Source organism: Streptomyces sp. NPDC060027, from assembly GCF_042737005.1.
Classification (GTDB): Bacteria; Actinomycetota; Actinomycetes; order Streptomycetales; family Streptomycetaceae; genus Streptomyces.
This window is the reverse complement of the sequence record NZ_JBHWVI010000098.1, coordinates 1-18436: the sequence shown is the minus strand read 5'-3', so window position 1 is coordinate 18436 and position 18436 is coordinate 1. Positions and strand designations below refer to the sequence as shown.

Genomic DNA, 18436 nt, shown 5'->3' with positions numbered 1-18436 from the left:
GCCTTGATGTAGTCGAGCCGCTTCGTCAGGCCCTTGAGGTCGCCGCCCTGGTAGAAGCCCTTGTCGGTGGGGTCGTAGCCGGTCGACAGCCGGGAACCGGTCAGTCCGCCCTCGTCGTTGGACGTGTCGCCGTTGGCGAAACGATCCGGCATCACGAAGTAGAACTGGTCACGGGTGGCGTCGTGTCGCGAGGGCTCGGCGGCGAGCTTCGCGTCGGACGGCGGTGCTGGCGGGGTCTGGGCCCGCGCCACGAGGGGTTGCGCAAGCGATACGGCCAATGCGGCGGCGAGGACGGCTGCGCGCAGCCTGGGGCGGCCGAAGCGGCGCGCCGGCCCTCTCGGTATCAGGTCCACAGTTGTGAACTCCTAGCGATTACGGCGTACTCGGGTCCGACCCCGCGCAGCGTTTCGGCCACGATGCCGAACGCCCGCGTGACCGTATCGCTCACGCAAGGTTTACAGCAAGAGTCTTGCAACGTGCAGAAAGAGGTTTCAGCAGCTGGACTTGCCCGCGTAGATCGCGAGGGCCGTGTTGGCACCCAGCGTCGCCGTGAACTGGCCCGAACTGTTCACTGTGACGCTCGTGTTGTTCTGGACGTTGCAGTACGTGCCCGCGGCGAGCGAGGTGCTGTACGTCCGGCTGAGCGAGGAGGTCTCGTGGTTGATGGCAACGAAGCCCTTGCTGCCGCGGCCGAAGGCGACGGCGTCGCCGCCGTTGTCCCACCAGTTGGTGAGGGACTGCCCGCGGGTGGTGTTGCGGAAGGCGACCATCGACTTGATCTCCGGCCAGGCGTGCTGGCACTTCCAGCCGTCCTGCCAACAGGCATTGACGGTGCCGCCGTTGGGCGGTCCGGCGTCCGCGTCGGACCACTCGTAGCCGGAGTTGATGTCGGGGGCGCCGTAGGGGTGGGCCAGCATGAAGACGTTGGCGAGGGTGTAGTTCGCCCCGTCCTTGTAGTTGAGCGTCGAGCCGTTGCGCTCGGTGTCGTGGTTGTCGACGAAGACCGCCGAGACCGAGCTGCTCATGTAGCCCCAGCCCTCGCCGTAGTTCTTCAGGTAGGCGAGGTTCTCGTTGTTGAAGACCCGCTTGAGGTCGTAGGCGTAGCGGAACTCCTGGACATCGCCGTTGCCGGTGTACTCGGTGGGCTGGACGGCCTCGCCCGCGCCGTAGATGGCCTCCTGCTTCCAGTAGACGGACGGATTGCTCAGCCGGGACTTGATGTTGGCCAGGTCGGCGGCCGGCATGTGCTTGGCCGCGTCGATCCGGAAACCGTCGACGCCGTAGCCGAGCAGGGTGTTCATGTATCCGGCGATGGCCGACCGGACGTAGTCCTCGCCGGTGTCCAGGTCGGCGAGACCGACGAGTTCACAGTTCTGGACGTTGGACCGGTTGGTGTAGTCGCTGATGGAGGACGTGCAGTTGTCCATGTCGGCGGAGGAGTAGAGGCCCGGGTAGTTGTACTTCGTGTACGAAGAACCGCCCGTGCCGGTACCGGAACCGGCCGCCATGTGGTTGATCACCGTGTCCGCCACGACCTTCACACCGGCCGTGTGGCAGGTGCTGACCATGTTCTTGAAGGCGGTGGCGTCGCCGAGCCGGCCGGCGATCCTGTAGCTCACGGGCTGGTACGAGGTCCACCACTGCGAGCCCTGTATGTGCTCGGCGGGCGGGGACACCTGGACGTAGCCGTATCCGGCGGGGCCCAGCGTGTTGGTGCATTCCTTGGCGACCGAGTCGAATTTCCACTCGAACATGACGGCGGTGACGTCCTTGGTGCCCGGCGGCGAGGCCGCCGCCGTACCGGGGGGAACGGTCACCGAGACCGCCAGGCCCGCCGCGAGGGCGAACGAGGCCGCAAGCGTTTTCCTTGCCATGTGTGTACTCCTGCACTTCGTCGTGCGGGTGGGGGGATCGGAACGTACCGCTTGCAATCAAGTTTCAGCAAGATGTCGAAAGAACTTCCAACTCCCTTATTGACGCGCCCCCTTCGGCGGTCCCACGCTCCACACGGGGTCGGCCCCGCGCCCCGCGGCCGTGCCGACCGGACCCGGAGAGGAGCCGCGTCCCGATGGCCTTGCGACGAGGAAGGTCCCCCGGCCGCTGGTCACCGTCGCGCCGAACCTCGGCGGACCGGCAGCTCGGGCGTCAACACCTACGCGTATACGGCCGGTCTCGCGGACGGCACCGATCCGGGCGCCGGGACGGTCACGGCCACCTTCGGTGCGTACGCGTCGACCACCTCGGGCACGAACGTGTACGTGGTCGGTTCGGGGCCCGCGCTGAGCGGCCGGAACCCGGCGAGCGCGGTGAAGCTGTCCTCGTCCGGCTGTCCGGTCCGGAAGACGGACGTGTCGGTGCCGGGGAACGGCACGATCGCGTACCCGTACCTCAAGAAGGACTCCTCGGGGAACGTCACCTGGGAGTCCGGGAGCAATCGCCGCCTGCACCACCGGCTCGGGCGCCGGGTGCGGCGGGTGAGCGGCACCTGGAAACAGGGGCCGCACACGGAAGCGGTGCTCCGACCGTCAGGTATACCGGAGCACCGCTCTCGCATGGGTCAGGACACCCATGGGACGAGCGGCGCCCCGGTGGTCAGGACCGGAGCACCGCTCACGTGTGGATCAGACCGCCCACCACACGGTCGTGTCGGCGGGCAGCTTCGCCTCGCCGTCCTGCGACAGGGTCACCTCGCCGCTCGCGACGAGCACCCGGCCGTACGCGGGGACCGAAACGGCCTCGCTCCCGGTGTTCGCGGTGCAGACGAACTCACCGCGCCGGAAGGCGAGGACGCCTTCCGGTGCCTCCAGCCAGCTGATGGTGTCGCCCGCGCCGAGGTCGGAGCGCTCACGCCGGACGGCGAGCGCGGCGCGGTACAGCTCCAGGGTGGAGCCCTCCGTGCCGGTCTGCGCCTCGATGCTCAGCTCGGCCCACTCGGCGGGCTGCGGCAGCCAGCTGCCCCCGTCGCCGAAGCCGTACGAGGAGCCGGCGCGGGTCCACGGGATCGGCACCCGGCAGCCGTCGCGGAAGCCGTCCTGTCCGGCGCCCCGGAAGAAGGCGGGGTCCTGGCGCGCCTCGTCCGGCAGGTCGACGACGTCGGGCAGGCCGAGCTCCTCGCCCTGGTAGACGTAGGCCGAGCCGGGCAGGGCCAGCATCAGCAGGCTCGCCGCGCGGGCCCGGCGCAGACCCAGCGCCCGGTCGCCCGCGGTGCGGATCTGGGTGCCGAGGCCGGCCTCGTTGGCGAAGCGGGTGGCGTGCCGGGTCACGTCGTGGTTGGACAGCACCCAGGTGGAGGGGGCACCGACCGGCCGCATCGCGTCGAGCGTGCGGTCGATCACGGAGCGCAGCTCGGCCGCGTCCCAATGGGTGCCCAGGTACTGGAAGTTGAAGGCCTGGTGCAGCTCGTCGGGGCGCACGTAGTTGGCGGTGCGCTCGATGGTGGGCGTCCATGCCTCGGCGACGAAGATGCGCTCGCCGGAGTACTCGTCGAGGATCGTGCGCCACTGCCGGTAGATCTCGTGCACGCCGTCCTGGTCGAAGAACGGCATGACATCGTTGCCCAGCAGTTTCAGCTGGTCGTGGTCGCCGAGGTCGGGCAGGCCCTCCGCCTTGACCATGCCGTGCGCGACGTCGATACGGAAGCCGTCGACGCCCATGTCCAGCCAGAACCGCAGGATCGAGCGGAACTCGTCGCCCACGGCGGGGTGTTCCCAGTTGAAGTCGGGCTGCTCGGGCGCGAAGAGGTGCAGGTACCACTCGCCCGGGGTGCCGTCCGGCTCGGTGACCCGGGTCCAGGCCGGGCCGCCGAAGATGGACTCCCAGTCGTTGGGCGGCAGTTCGCCGTTCTCGCCCTTGCCGGGACGGAAGTGGTAGCGGTCACGCAGGTCGGAGCCGGGGCCCTCGCGCAGGGCGCGCTTGAACCACTCGTGCTGGTCGGACGAGTGGTTGGGCACCAGGTCGACGATGATCCGCAGGCCGAGACCGTGGGCGTCGCGGATCAGCGCGTCGGCGTCCAGCAGGTTGCCGAACATGGGGTCGACGGCCCGGTAGTCCGCCACGTCGTAGCCGGCGTCGGCCTGCGGCGAGGCGTAGAAGGGGCTGAGCCACACGGCGTCCACGCCGAGGTCGCGCAGGTACGGAAGTCGGGAGCGTACGCCCTCCAGGTCGCCCATGCCGTCGCCGTTGCTGTCGGCGAAGCTGCGCGGATAGACCTGGTAGATCACCGCGTCGCGCCACCAGTCGCGGTGCGCGGCGACAGTGGCGAGACCGGAGTTCGGGGCCTGGTCGGCGGAGTGCTGGCTCATGGCGTCCTTGATGCGATGGGGGTCCTCCCACCCGAACGCGGTCGGGTGCGGGGAGGAAACGGCTGTGGGGGCGACCCCCTGCTCACGCGATGCCCTGAGCACGGGGCGAGAGGCGTCGGGGCGGGGGGATGAGGCGGCCGCGGTACCGGCGGGGTCGGATGGGCACCGCGGCCGCCACCCGCGCGCGTCGAGCGCGCGGGAGTCTTGGGCGAGCAGGGATCTCCTCGGCGGATCAGCCCTTCGTTCCGCCCGCGGTGAGTCCGGTCACCAGGTTCTTCTGCACGAGGTAGAAGAAGGCGGAGACGGGTATCGCGACGAGTACGGCCGTCGCGGCCATCAGGTTGCGCTGCGCGTCGTGCTCGCTGACGAAGCTCTGCAGTCCGACGGCGAAGGTGTACTTCGAGTCGTCCAGCATGAACGTCGAGGCGAAGGCGACCTCACCGAACGCGGTGATGAAATTGTAGAACGCCGCCACCGCGAGACCCGGCTTGGCGAGCGGCAGGATCAACCGGAAGAAGGTGCCGAAGGGGCTCAGCCCGTCGACGCGGCCGGCCTCGTCGATCTCGAACGGAATGGTGTCGAAGTAGCCCTTGAGCAGCCAGGCGCTGTAGGGCACCGCCGTCGAGCAGTAGACGAGGATCAGGCCGAGGTAGGAGTCGATGAGCTGCAGGTCCGAGAGGATCTGGTACATCGGCACGATGAGCACGGCGATCGGGAACATCTGGGTGACCAGCAGGACCCACATGAACTTCTTGTAGCCGGGGAAGCGCATGCGCGAGACCGCGTAGCCGGTGGTGGCCGCGACCATCACGCCGACGACCGTGGTGCCCAGCGACACGATGAGCGAACTCTTCATCCACTCGAAGAAGTTCGTGTGCTGGAGCACGAAGGAGTAGTTGTCGAACGTCATCGTGTCCCAGATGCGTTCGGGGTGCAGATAGTCGTCCTTGTCCGGGCCGAGGGACAGGTAGACGAGCCAGGCGATCGGGAACAGCGCGACCAGGCTCGCGACGATCAGGATGCCGTGGGAGACGAGCGAGCCGGCGAGGCCGCGCCGACCGCGCTTGCGTGCCGGACGCGGCGCCTCCTCGTGCCCGGAGGTCTGCTCGGCCGGAGGCGTCTGAAGTGTGGTGGTGCTCATGGAGACTCCTGCCTCAGATCGCGAGCTGCTGGTCATTGCGGTTCAGCCAGCGGCGGTAGAAGGAGGTGAAGACGATCAGGATGGCCAGCAGCAGCATGCCGTAGGCCGCCGACTGCGCGAAGTCGCGCGGCTGCTGTCCGAAGCCGAGGTAGTAGGCCCAGGTGACGAGGATCTGCGCGTCCTGCGCGGTGTTGCCGAACAGCAGGAAGATCACCGCGAACTGGTTGAACGTCCAGATGATGCCGAGGAGCACGACGGTGGAGCTGACCGACCTGAGACCCGGCAGGGTCACGAAGCGGAACTGCTGCCAGGCGTTCGCGCCGTCCATCTCGGCGGCCTCGTACAGCGTGGCGTCGATGGACTGCAGTCCGCCGAGCAGCGAGACCATCATGAACGGCACACCGCACCAGGTGTTCACCATGATCGCGGCGAACCGCTGCCAGAAGGTGTCCTCCAGCCACGCGGGCGCCGGCAGGTGCACCGCGTCGAGCATGGAGTTGATGATGCCGCCGTCGGCGAGCATGAAGCGCCAGCCGAAGACGGTGACGAAGGTCGGCACGGCCCAGGGCAGCACCAGGATCAGCCGGTAGAACGTCCGGCCGCGCAGCTTCTGGTTGAGCAGCAGCGCGAGACCCAGGCCGATGCAGTAGTGCAGGGCGACACACAGGACGGTCCAGGCGATGGTCCAGATGAAGTGCGACCAGAAGCGGTCGTACGACGTCGGACCCCACAGGATGTCCTTGTAGTTGTCCAGGCCGATGAACTTGTAGGTGGCGTCGATGTGGTTGACGCCGATCGTGCGGGCCGAGTTGAGGCTGTTGGCGTCCGTGAACGTCAGATAGAGGCCCCGCACCAGGGGATAGAGCACCAATCCGCCGAGTACGACGACGACCGGGGCGATCATCGCGTACGCATACCAATACTTCTGGTACGAGTGCTTCAGACGCTGCATCCGGCCGGGACGCGGTGCTCGGTCACCGCGGCGCTTGCCGGTCGCTCGGTCGATGGCGACTGTCATGGTTCGACACCTTCTGCAAGATCAGGAGTTGGGCGCACACAGCCGGTGGCCGCCGGTTCCGTTCCCCCGATTGTCCCGGGGAGGGATCCGGCGGCCACACGGGCTCACTTGCTGAAGTCCGGGACCAGCTTGGCGATCGCCAGTTCGGCGTTGCTCAGGCCCTTGTCCAGGGACTCCTTGCCACCCGCGATCTTCGGCAGCTCGGTGTCGAGCGGGCCCCACAGGGAGCCGTACTCGGGAAGCGCCGGGCGCGGCTGGGCGGCGGGGAGGACGCCCTGGTAGCCGGCGATGCCCGGGTCGGCCTTGACCTCGGCGGTGTAGGCGTCGTCACGCGTCGGCAGCGTGGAGTTCTTGAGCGCGATCGTCGACTGCGACTTCGCGGAGGTCATGAACTTCACGAACTTCAGCGAGGCCTCCTGGTGGGCCTTGTCCGAACCCGCGTACACGGAGAGGTTGTGGCCGCCGGTCGGGGCGCCCGCCTTGCCGGTGGAGCCGGCCGGGACGGTGGCGATACCGAGGTTCGTCTTGTCCGAGAAGGCCGAGCCCTTGTAGAAGTTGGTGATCTCCCACGGGCCCTGGACGATCGAGGCGACCTTGCCGTTGACGAAGGCGTCCTGGATGTGGGCGTACGCGTCGGCGGTGGTGTCCGCCTTGTGCAGGCCCTTGCCGGAGAACAGACCCTGCCAGGTGCCGAAGGCCTTCTTGGCCTCGGGCGAGTTCACCGTGATCTTCTTGGCGTCGGCGTCGACGGTGTTGGTGCCCTCGCCGTAGAGGAAGGACTGCGCGTAGTAGGCCTGGGTCGAGCCCCAGTAGCCGTCGACGCCCGTCTTCTTCTTGATCGTCGCGGCGGCGGTCTTCAGGTCGGCCCAGGTCTTCGGGGCCTCGGTGATGCCGGCCTTCTTGTACAGCGCCTTGTTGTAGACGAGCGCGAGGGTGTCGGTGACGAACGGCACACCGTACGTCTTGCCGTCGAACTTGGCCTGCTCGATCAGGTTGGGCTGGAACTTCGCCTGGTCCGAGAGGGCCGCGGTGCCGTCGAGCGGCAGGAAGTAGCCCTTCTTCGCGAAGGCCGGGGTCCAGCCGACCTCGGAGCGCAGGATGTCCGGGGCGCCCTTGGAACCGGCCGCCGTGTCGAACTTGTTCTGCGCCTGGTCGAAGGGGACGTTGACGTACTTGACCTTGATGCTGGGGTTGGCCTTCTCGAATTCCTTGGCCAGGGCCTTGTACGTCGGCGCCTCATTGGTGGCGTTCGAAGTGTCCCACCAGGTGATGGTGGTGGGACCGGCAGACTTGCCGTCGCCGCTGTCACTGCCGCCACAGGCCGTCGCCGCGAGGGCGAAGGACGCCACCAGCGCGGTGGCCGCTATGCCACGCCGCATGAGATCTCCTTGAGGGTGAAAGCCCGAGTAGGTGGGGAATCGGTCCCGCCCGATCCCCTTGCCGACTTGCCGACTGCGCCGTTGCGTCCGCCGGGCGACGTGAACGTAACAGCCATGTAAGCGGCGCGAAAGACCTTGCAGCAAAAAAGTGCAAGAGCTGCCGAGAGTTACGCCGCCGTGACCTCGTGGCGTCCACCTCGAAACCCTGATACCGCGCCGCTCAGCAGACATGTGGGCCCCTGTGCAAGACTCTGCAAGCTCTTGCCATCGCTGTCCGGTACGGGGGATCATCGCCCTTCAGCGCCTTGCAGGAGCCACCCCTTCCCGCGGCGCACGCGCGGGACGCCGAGCCGACCAGAACACGAGGGAGCGCGATGACGCAGCAGCCCGGAGCGGGCCGATCAACCGCCCGCACACGGCGTCTGGTTGGTGGGCAGGGTGAGATGCGACCGGTACAGTCCAATCCTGTGACCACACGGCTTGCCGACATCGCAGCCCAGGCGGGGGTCAGTGAGGCGACTGTCAGCCGCGTCCTGAACGGGAAGCCGGGCGTCGCCGCGACCACCCGCCAGTCCGTCCTGGCCGCGCTCGACGTACTGGGCTACGAGCGCCCGGTGCGCCTGCGACAGCGCAGCGAGGGCCTGGTGGGCCTCATAACCCCCGAGCTGGAGAACCCGATATTCCCTGCCCTCGCGCAGGTCATCGGGCAGGCCTTGACGCGCCAGGGCTACACCCCCGTCCTCGCGACCCAGACCCCGGGCGGCTCCACCGAGGACGAGCTGACCGAGATGCTGGTCGACCGCGGGGTCGCCGGCATCATCTTCGTCTCCGGCCTGCACGCCGACACCTCCGCCGACATGCAGCGGTACGAGCAACTGCGCGGTCAAGGTGTCCCGTTCGTCCTGGTCGACGGCTTTTCGCCCAAGGTGCAGGCGCCGTTCATCTCGCCGGACGACCGCGCGGCGATGGCGCTCGCGGTCACCCACCTCGCCTCGCTCGGGCACACCAGCATCGGACTCGCCCTCGGCCCCAAGCGGTTCGTGCCGGTCCAGCGCAAGATCGAGGGCTTCGTGCGCACCATGCAGGAGCAGCTGAACCTGAGCCCCGCCGATGTCGAGGAGCGACTGGTCCAGCACTCGCTGTACACGCTCGAGGGCGGCCAGGCCGCCGCGAGCGCCCTGATGGACCGCGGCTGCACGGCGATCGTGTGCGCCAGCGACATGATGGCGCTCGGCGCGATACGGGCGGCGCGCCAGCGCGGCCTGGAGGTCCCCAAGGACATCTCGGTCGTCGGATTCGACGATTCGCCGCTGATCGCCTTCACCGACCCGCCGCTCACGACGATCCGCAAGCCGGTGCCCGCGATGGGACAGGCCGCGGTGCGCACGCTGCTGGAGGAGATCGGCGGGACGCCCGCGCCGCACAGCGAATTCGTGTTCATGCCGGAACTGGTGGTGCGCGGTTCGACCGCTTCTGCCCCTGGGGACCGGAATCGTCCCTAGGGAGGATGGCCGGAGGGCCTTCCGCCTCCCCCGGGCGTAGAACGTGCGACGAGGACCCGACCAGGGGATGATCGGTGCGGGAAAGCTTTTCTGGCAGACTCTGCGCCTATGGGTGAGACGACCGTGACGACACTGGAAGGCCGGGAGCAGGCCACTCCACAACCCGTCGCGGAGGAGAAGGCGGGGAACAAACTCCTGCGTCGTATGCGGGCCCCGCGTCGCCCCCGCCTCTGGTTCGAGATCCTGCTCATCGCCGTGAGTTACTGGACGTATTCGCTGATCCGGAACGCCGTTCCGGAGCAGCGACGCGAAGCGCTGCGCAACGCGGACTGGATCTGGCAGGTGGAACACCACCTCGGCGTCGCCGTCGAGGAGTCCGTCAACCACGCCGTGAACTCGGTGACATGGTTGATCATCGGCATGAACTACTACTACGCGACGCTGCACTTCGTGGTGACGCTGAGTGTTCTTGTCTGGCTGTACCGCTGTCATCCGGGCCGCTACGCGGCGGCCCGTCTTGTCCTGTTCGCGACCACGGCGGTGGCTCTCGTGGGCTACTACTTCTTCCCGCTCGCGCCACCCCGCCTGATGACCGGCGGCACCTTCGTCGACACGGTCATGGTCCACCAGACCTGGGGCTCGATGGCCTCCGGCGACCTGAAACACATGTCCAACCAGTACGCCGCGATGCCGTCCATGCACATCGGCTGGTCCCTGTGGTGCGGCCTGACCGTCTTCGCGCTGGCCTCGGCCCCCTGGGCCCGCATCCTCGGCATCCTCTATCCGGCGGCCACGCTGCTGGTCATCGTCGCCACCGCGAACCACTTCTGGCTGGACGCGGTGGGCGGCCTGCTCTGCCTCGCCTTCGGCTTCCTGGTGGCGCGCCTGTGGTACGGGGCGCTGCCGTACTCCCTGCCGCAGTGGGTACCGGGAACGCGCGGGGCGCCGGCCCTGCCGCTGAAGGTCTGACGCCTGACCGCCGCCCGCCGCCCGCCGCCCGCCGTCACGTTCCGTGACCGTCCGGGGGTTCCTCAGGCTCCGTAGAACAGCTCGTCCACCACGGCCCGGGCCCGCCGGGTGGTCCGCCGGTAGTCGTCGAGCATGTCCCCGACGTGCCCCGGGTCGTACCCCAGGTAGCGGCCCACGGCGGCGAGCTCACGGCCGTCCGAGGGGAAGGTGTCCCCGGCCCGGCCCCGCACGAGCATGACGGCGTTCCGGACACGGGTGGCCAGGACCCACGCCTCGTCCAGCGTCGCCGCGTACTCCGCGGACAGCAGATCCGCCGCGCAGGCGGCGGCCAGCGCCTCCCGCGTCCGGGTCGTCCGCAGGCCCGGCTCGACCCAGCCGTGCTGGAGCTGGATCAGCTGAACCGTCCACTCCACGTCGGAGAGACCGCCGCGCCCGAGCTTGGTGTGCAGCGTGGGGTCGGCGCCGCGCGGCAGCCGCTCCGTCTCCATCCGGGCCTTCAGCCGCCGGATCTCCCGCACGGCCTCCTCGCCGAGACCCTCCGCCGGATACCGCAGCGGATCGACCAGCTCGATGAAGCGGCTCCCGAGGTCCGCGTCCCCCGCCACGACCTCCGCGCGCAGCAGCGCCTGCGACTCCCACACCAGCGACCAGCGCCGGTAGTACGCCTCGTACGAGTTCAGGCTCCGGACCAGCGGCCCGGACTTCCCCTCGGGCCGCAGATCCGCGTCGATCAGCAGCGGCGGGTCCGCGCTGGGCAGCTGGAGCAGCCGCCGCATCTCGGACACCACGGCGTTCGCGGCCCGCGACGCCTCCTGTTCGGCCACGCCCTCCCGCGGCTCGTGCACGAAGAGCACGTCCGCGTCGGAGCCGTAGCCGAGCTCATGGCCCCCGAAGCGGCCCATCCCGATCACCGAGAACCGCGTGGGGAGCGTGTCCCCCCAGCCGTCCCGCACCACGGCCCGCAGCGTGCCCGCCAGCGTCGCCGCAGTCAGATCGGACACCGCGCCGCCGACCAGGTCGACCAGTGCCCCCTGATCGGCGACGGCCGGCGTCTCCTCGGTTCCGTACGAGGCGATGATGTCCGTCGCGGCGGTGCGGAACAGCTCCCGCCGCCGCACGCCGCGCGCGGCGGTCACCGCCTGCTCGCCGCCGTCGGCCCGCCGCACCGCGGCGAGGATCTCCTGTTCCAGATGGGCGCGGTCGCGCGGTTCGAGGCCGCCGCCCTCCCCGTCGCCCAGCAGTGCCACCGCCTCCGGCGCCCGCATCAGCAGGTCCGGCGCGAGCCGCCCCGCCGAGAGCACCCGCGCGAGGTTCTCGGCGGCGGCGCCCTCGTCCCGTAGCAGGCGCAGATACCAGGGGGTCTTGCCGAGCGCGTCCGACACCTTGCGGAAGTTGAGCAGGCCGGCGTCGGGGTCGGCGGAGTCCGCGAACCACCCCAACAGCACCGGGAGCAGGGTCCGTTGGATCGCGGCCTTGCGGCTGACCCCGGAGGCCAGCGCCTCCAGGTGGCGCAGCGCGGCGGCCGGATCGGCGTACCCGAGGGCGATGAGCCGTTCCCGGGCCGCGTCCGGGCTCAACCGGGCCTCGACCGGCGCCAGTTGGGCCACGGCGTCGAGCAGCGGCCGGTAGAACAGCTTCTCGTGCAGCCGCCGCACCATGGCCGCGTGCCGCTTCCACTCCCGGTTCAGTTCCTTGACCGGGTCGGCGCGCAGCCCGAGCGACCGCCCGATCCGCCGCAGATCGGCCTGGTCCTCCGGCACCAGATGCGTGCGCCGCAGCCGGAAGAGCTGGATGCGGTGTTCCATCGTCCGCAGGAAGCGGTAGGCGTCGTCCAGCTGTACGGCGTCGGCGCGTCCCACGTATCCGCCCGCCGCGAGCGCCTTGAGGGCGTCCAGTGTCGTACCGCTGCGCAAGGACGTGTCGGCCCGGCCGTGCACCAACTGCAGGAGCTGTACGGCGAATTCGACGTCCCGGAGCCCTCCCGGAGCGAGCTTCAGCTCCCGCTCGATCTCGGCGGCCGGGATGTTCTCGACGACGCGGCGCCGCATCTTCTGCACGTCGGCGACGAAGTTCTCCCGCTCGGCGGCCTGCCACACCAGCGGGGAGAGCGTGGCCACGTACTTCTCGCCCAGCTCCAGGTCACCCGCGACGGGGCGGGCCTTGAGCAGGGCCTGGAACTCCCAGGTCTTGGCCCATCGCTGGTAGTAGGCGAGATGGCTGCTGAGCGTCCGCACCAGGGGACCGTTGCGGCCCTCGGGGCGCAGGTTGGCGTCGACCGGCCAGATGCTGCCCTCGACGGTCGTCTCGGAGCAGATCCGCATCATGTGCGAGGCGAGCCGGGTGGCCGCCTGCACGGCCTTCTGCTCGTCGGCCCCCTCGACGCCCTCCCCGACGAAGATCACGTCGACGTCGGACACGTAATTCAGCTCGTGTCCACCGCACTTGCCCATCGCGATGACCGCGAGCCGGCACAGCGCTGCGTCGTCGGGCGCGGCGGCCCTGGCGATGGCGAGCGCGGCGCGCAGGGTCGCGGTGGCGAGGTCGGCGAGTTCGGCGGCGGTCTGGGCGAGGTCGGTGGTGCCGCACACGTCGCGCGCGGCGATGGAGAGCATGCAGCGGCGGTAGGCGACGCGCAGCGAGACGGGGTCCGTCGCGTCCGCCAGCCCCCGTTCGAACTCCTGGACTCCGGGATGCAGGTCCTGTGCCTCGTAGGTGACGAGGGCCTGCCAGTCGTGCGGGTGCCGGGCGAGGTGGTCGGCGAGCGCGGCGGAGGCGCCGAGCACGCCCAGCAGCCGGTCCCGCAGCGGTTTGGCCGCGATCAGTGTGTCGAGCAGCTCCCGCTGCGCGGGGTGCCCGTCCTGCGCCTCGACGAGCCGGACGAGTCCGAGGAGCGCGAGGTCCGGGTCGGCGGTGGCGCCGAGCGCGTCCAGCAGGACCGGGTCGGACCGCACGGGCGCCAGTTCGGGCCCCTCCAGGAGCCTCTCGGCGGCCGACGGATCGGTGAAGCCGTGTCGCAGCAGCCGCGTGAAGGTACTGCTTCTGCGCCCCGGCGCCGTCATCCCGGCCTCCTGTCGGATCGGATTCCACGGACCATCGGATCAAGGTCGTGCGAAGCGAGCCTAACCCCGGTCCCCAGGGTGGCGCCCCGCGCCGGTCTGGGCTTGTGTGGACTGAGCCATGAGCCGCACGACAAGGGAGTCAAGCCATGGACATGACACTCGAAGTGATCCTGCTGCCGGTCTCCGACGTGGACCGGGCCAAGGAGTTCTACCGGGACAAGGTCGGCTTCCATGTCGACCTGGACGGGGAGGTGATGGAAGGGGTGCGGATCGTGCAGCTGACGCCGCCCGGGTCCGGATGTTCGATCGCGCTCGTCGACGGGCTCGAGGTCCCGACGGGGACGCCGCGGCCGGGGACGTACCACGGGATGCAGCTGTGCGTGCAGGACGCCGCGGCGGCGTACGAGGAGCTGACGGGCCGCGGTCTCGACGTGAGCGAGCCGGTCGCGTTCGCCCCGCAGGACGGGGCCACCTTCATGTATTTCAAGGACCCCGATGGGAACGGATGGGCGATCCAGGAGTACCGCCGGCGGGCGACGGAGCCGCTGCACCAGGTGCTGGGCCAACTGGCCCGCGATCGCTGACGGCAGCAGTTCATCCGCTCTTCATCCCACCGGTTGAGGGACGTGGGCCCCGGGAATGTTGGCGTGTGCATGCTCTGTCCGCACCGCCATCGTCGCCTCTCCCCCCACCGGAGGTCTGAAGTGTCCGGCAGAAACGTGTACCGCCGCGGTCGTGCCGTCGTGGCATCCTCCCTCGCCTTCACCGCGGCCGCGGTCGGGCTCTGGACCGGGTTCGCCGGTTCGTCCCCCGCCCGGGCCGCGGCCGCGGTCCCGACCCCGGACCACGTCGTCGTCGTGGTCTTCGAGAACCACGCGTACAGCCAGGTGATCGGCTCCTCCAGCGCGCCGTACATCAACTCGCTCAAGACCGGCGGGGCCAACCTCTCCCGGTCGTACGCCGAGACGCACCCGAGCCAGCCCAACTACTTCGCCCTGTTCTCCGGCTCCACCCAGGGCATCACCGACGACAGCTGCTACACGCCCGGCTTCTCGTCCGCCCCGAACCTCGCCTCCGAGCTGATCGCGGCGGGCAGGACGTGGGGCAGCTACAACGAGACCCTGCCCAGCCAGGGTTCGACCACGTGCAGCAGCGGCACGTACGCGCGCAAGCACAACCCCTGGTTCGGCTTCAGCAACGTCCCGACGTCCAGCGCCAAGACGTTCGCCCAGTTCCCGACGGACTACACGGCGCTTCCGCAGGTCTCCTTCGTCGTCCCGAACCTGTGCAGCGACATGCACGACTGCTCGGTGTCCACCGGCGACACCTGGCTGAAGAACAACCTGGGCGCGTACGCCACCTGGGCCAAGACCCACAACAGCCTGCTCGTCGTCACCTTCGACGAGGACAACCGGCTCAGCGGCAACAAGATCCCGACGGTGCTCTACGGCCAGCGGGTGACCGCGGGTTCCTCCTCCACCACCACCTACAACCACTACGACCTGCTGCGCACGCTGGAGGACATGCACGGCCTCCCGCACGCGGGCAACGCGACCTCCGCCAAGGACATCACGGGCATCTGGACGTCCTGACATGTACGTAGCGGACAGCCGCGCCGGTACACCGGACACTCCGGCGGCGTCCGCGGAAGGCGCCGCCCGGCCCCGCGCCGGGCGGCGCCGTGCCGCGGTCGCGCCCACGGTGCTGGCACTCGGCACGGTCAGCCTGATCACCGACGTCTCCTCGGAGATGGTGACGGCGGTACTGCCCCTGTACCTGGTGGCGGGCCTCGGCCTGTCCCCGCTGGGCTTCGGGCTCCTCGACGGGATCTACAACGGCTTCTCGGCCGTGGTCCGCCTGGCCGGGGGGCATCTCGCCGACCGGGGCGGCGGCCGACACAAGTGGGTGGCGGGCGCCGGGTACGCCCTCTCGGCGGCCTGCAAACCCCTGCTCCTGGTGGCGCAGACCCTGACACCCATCGGCCTGGTCCTCGCGGCCGACCGCACCGGCAAGGGCCTGCGCACCGCCCCGCGCGACGCCCTCATCTCCCTGTCCAGCACCCCGGAGACCCGCGGCCGTGCCTTCGGCGTCCACCGCGCGATGGACACGGCGGGCGCCCTGCTGGGCCCGCTGGCCGCCTTCCTGATCCTCCGGGCCACCGTCGACGGCTACGACGCGGTGTTCCTGGTCAGTTTCTGCGTGGCCGTGGCCGGCGTCCTGGTCCTGGTGCTGTTCGTGCCGGGGGGTTCGGCGGCGCGGGCCGCCACCCCACCCGGCCCACCCGGCCCACCTGCCGCGCCCCGCGCCACCCTGCGCGCCGCCCTCGCTCTGCTGCGCCGCCCGGAACTGCGCCGCATCGCGGTCTGCGCGACCCTGCTCGGCCTCGCCACGGTCAGCGACTCGTTCGTGTTCCTGCTGCTCCAGCGCAGGCTCGGAGTGCCGGACCGCTGGTTCGCGCTGCTGCCCCTCGGCACGGCCGCCGCGTTCCTGCTGCTGGCCGTCCCGCTCGGCCGCCTCGCGGACCGGGCCGGCCGGTGGCGGGTGTTCCTGGCCGGACACGGCGCCCTGCTCCTCGCGTACGCCCTGCTGCTCACGTCCTGGCACGGGGCGGCGCTGCCGTACGCCGTCCTGCTCCTGCACGGCGGTTTCTACGCGGCGACGGACGGCGTGCTCATGGCCGCGGCCTCCGACAGCGTGCCCAAGGAACTGCGCTCGTCCGGGCTCGCGCTGGTCCAGACGGGGCAGGCCCTGGCCCGGTTCGTCTGCTCGCTCGGCTTCGGCGCGGCGTGGACGGCGTGGGGCGACCGCACGGCGCTCACCGCGTCGGCCGTGGCCCTCGCCCTGTGCGCCCTGTTCGCCCTGAGCCTGCGCCCCACCCACCGCACCCCCTCGGCAGAAGGCCTCGTATGACGCTGCGAACCCGCATCCTGGTCCTGGTCTGCGCCCTGGTCGTCCTGGCGGGCGTCGCGACGGCCTCCGTGCTGCACGCCTCGGCCCGCGCCGAGCGCAGGAACGAGGCCCGCCCCGGCGGCCCGCGGATCACCGCGGGGCGGGTCTCCCTGACCGACTCCCGGCGGCTGGTGTTCCGGAACATGGCGTGGGGCCCGCACCGCGACGAGCTGACGGCCGTCCCGGCGTCCGACCCGTCGGGCCCGCGCACGGCGTCCGAGGTCAAGTGCCTGCGCTTCTACGCCGCTTCGGGCACCGGTGTGTGCCTTCAGGCGGTGCACGGCACGGTCCGCGACACCTACCGGGCGGTGATCCTCGACGCCGGTCTGCGCGTGACGGCCCGCTACGACGTGCCCGGCATCCCGTCCCGCGCCCGTGTCTCGCCCAGCGGCCGGTACGCGGCCTGGACGGCGTTCGTGGGCGGCGACTCCTACGCGGGCACGAACTTCTCGACCCGGGCGGCCGTCGTCGACACGCGCACGGGGAGGCTGACACCGTCCCTGGAGGCGTACCGCGTGGTGAAGGACGGCAGGCCCTACCACGCGGCCGACGTCAACTTCTGGGGCGTGACCTTCGCGGACGACGACCGCACCTTCTACGCCACGATGGCCACGCACGGCACCACCCACCTGGTCCGCGGCGACCTGCGCACCCGCACCGTCACCACCCTGCGCACGAACGTCGAATGCCCTTCCCTCTCCCCCGACGGCACCCGCGTCGCGTTCAAGAAGCGCGTCAAGGGCCTTCCCCAGGACGCCCCCTGGCACCTGTACGTCCTCGACCTGCGCACCGGGCGCGAAACCCCGCTCGCCGAGCCCCGCAGCGTCGACGACCAGGCGGTCTGGCGCGACGACCACACCCTCGTCTACGCCCTCCCCGGCGACTACGGAGCCGACCTGTACACGGTCCCGTCCGACGGCACGGGAAAGCCGCGGCGCATCAGCACCGCGGCGGTGTCTCCCGCGTATGTGCGCTAGGGAGACACCTCCAGCGCGTCGCGTCGCGGCCACCGCGGGCCCCACCCGGGTCCGCCGCCGCCTCGCTTCATGACGGCCGCCCGCCGAACTGCCAGTCGTGGACCTCGATGTCGGCGTACCGGTCGGGGGTGAGGACGGCGCGGGCCGCGTCCGGGTCCGGCGCCCGCACCAGCGCCGCCGTACCCAGCCAGGCGGAACCGTCGTCCGACAGCAGCGGCCCGTGGGCGATCAGCCCGTCCTGCTCCGGCGGCACGTCGAGGTCGGCGGCCCGCCCGGCGCCGAGGCCGAGCACCAGATACCGGTTGCCACCGGTACGGCCGCCGGGAAACTCCCACATGGTGCGCCCCAGCGTGTTGCGCCACCGGCGCACCAGCACGTCGCGGTACACGCCCGCCTGGTAGCCGGGCTCACCGAAGGCGAACGCGTGGGCGGCCGCGGGATCCGGCAGGTCGACGATGTGCACGCTGCCGGTGGGCGCGTCCCGGTCACCGTCGAGGGTCGGGCCGCGGGCGATCATCTCCGCCGCGTACCGGTCCATGTAGGACCAGTGCTCCTCCAGCAGTTCGTCGCGCAGTTCCAAGGAGCCGGGCCGGTCACGGTGATAACAGAAGAACTCCATACCCCCAGTCTTCATCACCGGCCCGCTTCCCCGGCCAACAGGCCGTGCGAGGGGCGGAGTTGACGGCGGAGCACGAGACAGCACCACGACCACCGGCGCCGCCGCGGACCTCCCGGCCCGCCCACTCCCTCGGACCCCGGCCGGCGCCGTCAGGCCCAGGACCCGTCCGGCGGGCAGCGGGGACCGGTCAGTTCCAGGGTGCCCACCATCGGATCACCCGCACGACCGAGAGGACGACGAGCGCTGCCAGAAACGCCCCCTCCCTCACATGCCGGCGCGAGCAGAACAGACGCGGCACACGCCGTGGGCTGCGCGGCAGCGGCCGTTCGCATCTGAGGCACGTACGGACACCGGCTCTTCGGGCGCTCCGCGCCTCGGCTTCCCCACCCATGCGCGTGACTCTAACCCCCCGGACAGACCCGCCCGCGGGGAGCCGAACCCCCGGCCCCCCGCCTCACCGCCCGGGGCCGACCCCGGCCCCGAAGACACCGTGGGGCGGGCGGGGGCCGCCCCGCGGGCCCC

Annotated in this window: 13 protein-coding genes and 2 pseudogenes; 7 read left to right on the top strand and 8 right to left on the bottom strand. The window is 70.4% G+C overall.

Annotation, left to right across the window (positions count from 1 at the left end; genetic code table 11):
• Together ACFWBT_RS23485 and ACFWBT_RS23480 are read right to left on the bottom strand one after the other, a co-directional pair.
• Positions 1-347, bottom strand: a pseudogene (locus ACFWBT_RS23485) (hypothetical protein); the annotation flags it as partial.
• A 144-nt stretch (positions 348-491) separates the two neighbouring features.
• Positions 492-1874: an alpha-amylase family protein gene (locus ACFWBT_RS23480; RefSeq protein WP_385703496.1), complete on the bottom strand. Its 1383-nt coding sequence runs from the start codon at positions 1872-1874 to the stop codon at positions 492-494.
• 72 nt (positions 1875-1946) lie between these two features.
• Between ACFWBT_RS23480 and ACFWBT_RS23475 the strand changes: the two are divergent.
• Positions 1947-2387, top strand: a pseudogene (locus tag ACFWBT_RS23475) (carbohydrate-binding module family 20 domain-containing protein); the annotation flags it as partial.
• Positions 2388-2621: 234 nt separating this feature from the next.
• On the opposite strand, the gene ACFWBT_RS23470 reads toward ACFWBT_RS23475, so the two are convergent.
• From ACFWBT_RS23470 to ACFWBT_RS23455, 4 genes are all read right to left on the bottom strand, one after another.
• Positions 2622-4301 (bottom strand): glycoside hydrolase family 13 protein, encoded by a 1680-nt coding sequence (locus ACFWBT_RS23470; RefSeq protein ID WP_385703493.1) that lies wholly within the window; start codon positions 4299-4301, stop codon positions 2622-2624.
• Between the two features lie 232 nt (positions 4302-4533).
• A complete protein-coding gene (locus ACFWBT_RS23465) occupies positions 4534-5442 on the bottom strand; it encodes a sugar ABC transporter permease (RefSeq protein WP_385703491.1) in 909 nt (302 codons plus the stop codon).
• Between the two features lie 13 nt (positions 5443-5455).
• Positions 5456-6460, bottom strand: coding sequence for a carbohydrate ABC transporter permease (locus ACFWBT_RS23460; RefSeq protein WP_385703488.1), 1005 nt, complete (start codon positions 6458-6460; stop codon positions 5456-5458).
• A 104-nt stretch (positions 6461-6564) separates the two neighbouring features.
• Entirely contained in the window at positions 6565-7839 is a 1275-nt protein-coding gene (locus tag ACFWBT_RS23455) for an extracellular solute-binding protein (protein ID WP_385703485.1), read from the bottom strand.
• Positions 7840-8306: 467 nt separating this feature from the next.
• Here ACFWBT_RS23455 and ACFWBT_RS23450 point away from each other — a divergent pair, with 467 nt between their 5' ends.
• Complete coding sequence (locus ACFWBT_RS23450; protein ID WP_266757983.1) at positions 8307-9341, top strand: LacI family DNA-binding transcriptional regulator; 1035 nt, start codon at positions 8307-8309, stop codon at positions 9339-9341.
• Between the two features lie 108 nt (positions 9342-9449).
• Positions 9450-10310 carry a phosphatase PAP2 family protein gene (locus tag ACFWBT_RS23445; protein ID WP_385703481.1) on the top strand — a complete coding sequence of 287 codons (861 nt, stop codon included), beginning with the start codon at positions 9450-9452 and terminating at the stop codon, positions 10308-10310.
• A gap of 62 nt (positions 10311-10372) precedes the next feature.
• Here the strand turns inward: ACFWBT_RS23445 and ACFWBT_RS23440 are convergent, their stop codons facing one another.
• Positions 10373-13369: a bifunctional [glutamine synthetase] adenylyltransferase/[glutamine synthetase]-adenylyl-L-tyrosine phosphorylase gene (locus tag ACFWBT_RS23440; RefSeq protein WP_385703479.1), complete on the bottom strand. Its 2997-nt coding sequence runs from the start codon at positions 13367-13369 to the stop codon at positions 10373-10375.
• 146 nt (positions 13370-13515) lie between these two features.
• Here ACFWBT_RS23440 and ACFWBT_RS23435 point away from each other — a divergent pair, with 146 nt between their 5' ends.
• The 4 genes from ACFWBT_RS23435 to ACFWBT_RS23420 all read left to right on the top strand — a co-directional run bounded on the left by ACFWBT_RS23435 (position 13516) and on the right by ACFWBT_RS23420 (position 17295).
• On the top strand, positions 13516-13953 hold the full coding sequence (locus tag ACFWBT_RS23435; RefSeq protein WP_385703477.1) for a VOC family protein: 438 nt from the start codon (positions 13516-13518) through the stop codon (positions 13951-13953).
• 135 nt (positions 13954-14088) lie between these two features.
• Positions 14089-14961, top strand: a complete 873-nt coding sequence (locus tag ACFWBT_RS23430) for an alkaline phosphatase family protein (RefSeq protein WP_385703516.1) — start codon at positions 14089-14091, stop codon at positions 14959-14961.
• Between the two features lies 1 nt (position 14962).
• On the top strand, positions 14963-16279 hold the full coding sequence (locus ACFWBT_RS23425; RefSeq protein ID WP_385703475.1) for an MFS transporter: 1317 nt from the start codon (positions 14963-14965) through the stop codon (positions 16277-16279).
• Entirely contained in the window at positions 16276-17295 is a 1020-nt protein-coding gene (locus ACFWBT_RS23420; protein WP_385703472.1) for a TolB family protein, read from the top strand. The genes ACFWBT_RS23425 and ACFWBT_RS23420 overlap by 4 nt, the downstream gene beginning before the upstream one ends.
• Before the next feature lie 67 nt (positions 17296-17362).
• Here ACFWBT_RS23420 and ACFWBT_RS23415 read toward each other — a convergent pair whose 3' ends face one another.
• Complete coding sequence (locus ACFWBT_RS23415; protein ID WP_385703470.1) at positions 17363-17914, bottom strand: YciI family protein; 552 nt, start codon at positions 17912-17914, stop codon at positions 17363-17365.
• Between the last annotated feature and the right edge of the window lie 522 nt (positions 17915-18436).